Origin of the sequence: Nitratidesulfovibrio oxamicus (genome assembly GCF_015731765.1) — a bacterium.
GTDB classification, from domain to species: Bacteria; Desulfobacterota; Desulfovibrionia; order Desulfovibrionales; family Desulfovibrionaceae; genus Cupidesulfovibrio; species Cupidesulfovibrio oxamicus.
The window spans coordinates 1-3,216 of sequence record NZ_VRYY01000295.1 but is presented as its reverse complement, the minus strand read 5'-3'; the positions used below and the strand labels follow the sequence as shown (position 1 = coordinate 3,216).

At 65.2% G+C, this 3,216-nt stretch carries 5 protein-coding genes; all 5 read left to right on the top strand.

Translation table 11 applies throughout. The features are described from left to right. A partial coding sequence (locus FVW20_RS10580) for a PDZ domain-containing protein (protein ID WP_196609483.1) occupies positions 1–218 on the top strand: 218 nt, incomplete at its 5' end. A gap of 270 nt (positions 219–488) precedes the next feature. Then, positions 489–677, top strand: a complete 189-nt coding sequence (locus FVW20_RS10575; protein WP_196609481.1) for a ferredoxin — start codon at positions 489–491, stop codon at positions 675–677. Between the two features lie 430 nt (positions 678–1,107). Continuing rightward, on the top strand, positions 1,108–1,776 hold the full coding sequence (locus FVW20_RS10570) for a CxxCxxCC domain-containing protein (RefSeq protein ID WP_196609479.1): 669 nt from the start codon (positions 1,108–1,110) through the stop codon (positions 1,774–1,776). Between the two features lie 2 nt (positions 1,777–1,778). Further along, entirely contained in the window at positions 1,779–2,171 is a 393-nt protein-coding gene (locus tag FVW20_RS10565; protein WP_007525518.1) for a hypothetical protein, read from the top strand. After that, on the top strand, positions 2,161–2,784 hold the full coding sequence (locus FVW20_RS10560) for a tetratricopeptide repeat protein (RefSeq protein WP_196609477.1): 624 nt from the start codon (positions 2,161–2,163) through the stop codon (positions 2,782–2,784). The genes FVW20_RS10565 and FVW20_RS10560 overlap by 11 nt, the downstream gene beginning before the upstream one ends. Positions 2,785–3,216: the final 432 nt, after the last annotated feature.

Here is a 3,216-nt window from a genome sequence, read left to right as displayed (position 1 = left end):
CGCAGGGGAACGGGGTGCGCATCAACGCCGTGCTGCCGAACAGCCCCGCCGCGCGGCTGGGGCTGGCCCCCGGCGACGTGGTGCGCCAGGTGGGCAGCGTGCGCGTGGGAGATAGCCGCGACTTTGCCCAGGCGTTTGCGCGGTACCGGCTGGCGGGCAAGGTGACCCTGCTCATCCAGCGCGGCGGCAAGGGGTATTACGTGTCGCTGGCGGTATAAGGCGCCCGCCGAGAGTTGCCCGCTGACGGAAAAAGCCCGGTTGCGAAACAGCCCTGAGGGGTTGGCGATTTCCGACAGTCACGATTCCCGTGTCCCGCACCGATGAGAATTTGCCTCAAAGCTTGACACCCCGGTTGCCGACAGCTATCTGCAATTTCGATGGTAAGCCGTCAAACCCTGTCGTGACGCGGTTTTTCTGCAATCACGACAGGGAATTGTTCCCCAAAAGCCGACTACGTCGTCGGCCGAAAAACATGCCTGGAGGATGACATGGGTTGGACTGTTACTGTTGACGCCGATAAGTGTACCGGCGACGGCGAATGCGTGGACGTGTGCCCCGTCGAAGTTTACGAACTGCAGGACGGCAAGGCTGTTCCCGTGAACGAAGAAGAATGCCTGGGCTGTGAATCCTGCGTGGAAGTCTGCGAAGCCGGCGCGATCACCGTCGAAGAGAACTAATCGCCGCCTTTCCGGATTTGCTGCACGTCATGCCGCCGGACGACGTTTGCGCCGTCCGGCGGCATTTGGCGCATCAAGGGGAGACTCCGAGGCCGGTTTCACGCGGCCTGCAGGCCGCGAAGGGGACAGGCCCAGCCCGCGCAACGCCCCGCGCCGCGGATTCAGCCTCTTGACCGAAACGGGGCCTTCCCGTTGCGTGTCGCCCGCACGCATCGCGTTTTCCCGCACATCCGCACGCCCGCGCGGGAGCCGCGCGACCCTCCGTCCGCATGCCGTTCCGGCACACCGTGCCGCAGGGCGGCCGACGGCGGCAACCTTGGGGTGTGCATTCCGGCCACAGAACGACCGAGTCCGCCCAGCGCCCGATACGCCAACCTGTCGGGCCATCGAATGATGGCCGCGCATGCGCGGCCCCCAAGGAGCAGAATGGATGACCGTGGACCTGACGGAAATCTTCGCCAAATATGAACGACTGGTGGCGGAAGCCGATGCGCTGTTCGAGCGCGTGCGTTCGCAGCACGCCGACTGCGTGACCTGCGGCCTTGGTTGCAGCGATTGCTGCCACGCCCTGTTCGACCTTGGCCTGGTGGAGGCCATGTACCTGAACCAGCGCTTTGCCGAGGCCTTCGGTTTCGGCGCGGAGCGTTCCGCCATCCTCGAACGGGCCGACGCGGCAGACCGCCACGCCGTGCGCCTGAAGCGCCGCCTGTACAAGGAATCACTGACCGGACGCGATTCCGCCGAACTGCTGGCCGAGGTGGCGCGCGAGCGCATCCGCTGCCCCCTGCTGGGCGACGACGACACCTGCGCCATGTACGCCCACCGGCCCATCACCTGCCGCCTGTACGGCATTCCCACCGCCATCGGCGGCGTGGCCCACACCTGTGGCCGCACAGGCTTCGCCCCCGGCGGGCGCTATCCCACCGTGGCGCTGGACAAGATCCACGAGCGCCTGGCGGGCCTCAGCCACGAAATCCTGGTGGCCGTGCAGTCGCGCTACCGCGAACTGGACCAGGTGTACGTGCCGGTGTCCATGGCGCTGATCACCAGGTACGACAACACCTACCTTGGCATCGGCCCGGTGAAGAAGGAGAGCTGAGCATGGTCAACATCTCGGGCTCCATGTTTCGCGACAGCACCACGCGCGAACTGACACCGGACGAGGAAGTCCAGAAGCGCGCCATCTGGGATGCCATGTCCCCGCGGCGGCGCAAGTACGTGGAACGCATCGGCTACGAGAACTGGGATCCTTTCCAGAAGCCCAACGACCCGCTGGACACGCGTCAGGACATCACCAAGCGCACCACCCAGCAGCTTGTGCGCGAATTTCTGCAGACGGCCAACAAGAAGGACTACACCAACGAATACGGTCGAGGCGCGCTTGAAACCGCCCTCGGCATCGTCAACAAGGACGAAAAGTACCGCGGCGTGTTCGATTTTTGCGTGTGGTACTACAATATTCTGATCAAGGAGGGTCACGTCGATGAAGGATAAGTACGATGACATTGACGAGTACATCGCCGACCTGCGGGCCGAAATAGAAAAAAGCGAGAACTGCGCCAACCATCACTACAACCTTGGCGTGGCCCTGCTGCACAAGCGCGACTTCGTGGCGGCCGAAGAGTCGTTCCTGAGCGCCGTGCGCAACTCGCCCCGCCTGGCCGAAGCCTACGTGCAACTGGGCGGCATCTGCCTGCAGCGCGGCGACCTGGACGGCTGCCTGCGCTACAACGAGGAAGCGGCCCAGTGCCGCGCCAAGTTCCCGGTGCCGTGGAGCAACATCGGCTTCGTGCACCTGCAGCGCGGCGAGCCGGAAGAAGCCGTCAAGGCCCTGAAAAAGGCCCTGAAGTGGGACCCGGACTTCATCCAGGCCATGGCCACCCTGGGCGCCGCCTACTACATGCAGGGCGACTACGAGTCCTCCATCCAGATCAGCCGCGAGGCCATCAAGCGCGAGCCCGGCTTTGGCCCGGCGTACAACAACCTGGCGCTGGCCCACTTCGAACGGGGCGAATTCGCCCAGGCCGTGCAGTTCGCCGACCAGGCCGCTGCCTGCGGCTTCGAGGTGCGTCCGGAATTCCTGAAGGAACTGGAAGCCCACCGCTAGGGGCTGCTTCTAAGTTCTCCTTTCGCCCGCCGGATCAATCGGCTTCGTTGGCTTCATTGGCCACGGGCGGGCAGGGGGACGCGGATCACGCAAGGAATGACGATGGGGGAGGGGCCTTGGCCCTTCCCCCTTTTTCGTGCATGTCGGACGGACACGATCGGGCATCACGAAACCCGGCGGCGGCGGGGCAAGCCCACGAGCGGAAAGGCGGGCCTTGTCCTGCGCTATGCCGCCACGAACATATCCGGAGACACCGCATGAGTTGGGAATTCGCCGTGGGGGTGGGGGCGGTCAAGGCCACCGTGCTCTGCGTGCTGTGGTACAACAGGCGGCGCATAGCCGCGCGCCTGGCCGGGGTGGACATGCGCCGCGTGGCGCGCACCGTGGCCCGCGAACTGGAGCTTGCGCCGGACGAGGCGCGGCAACTGGCCC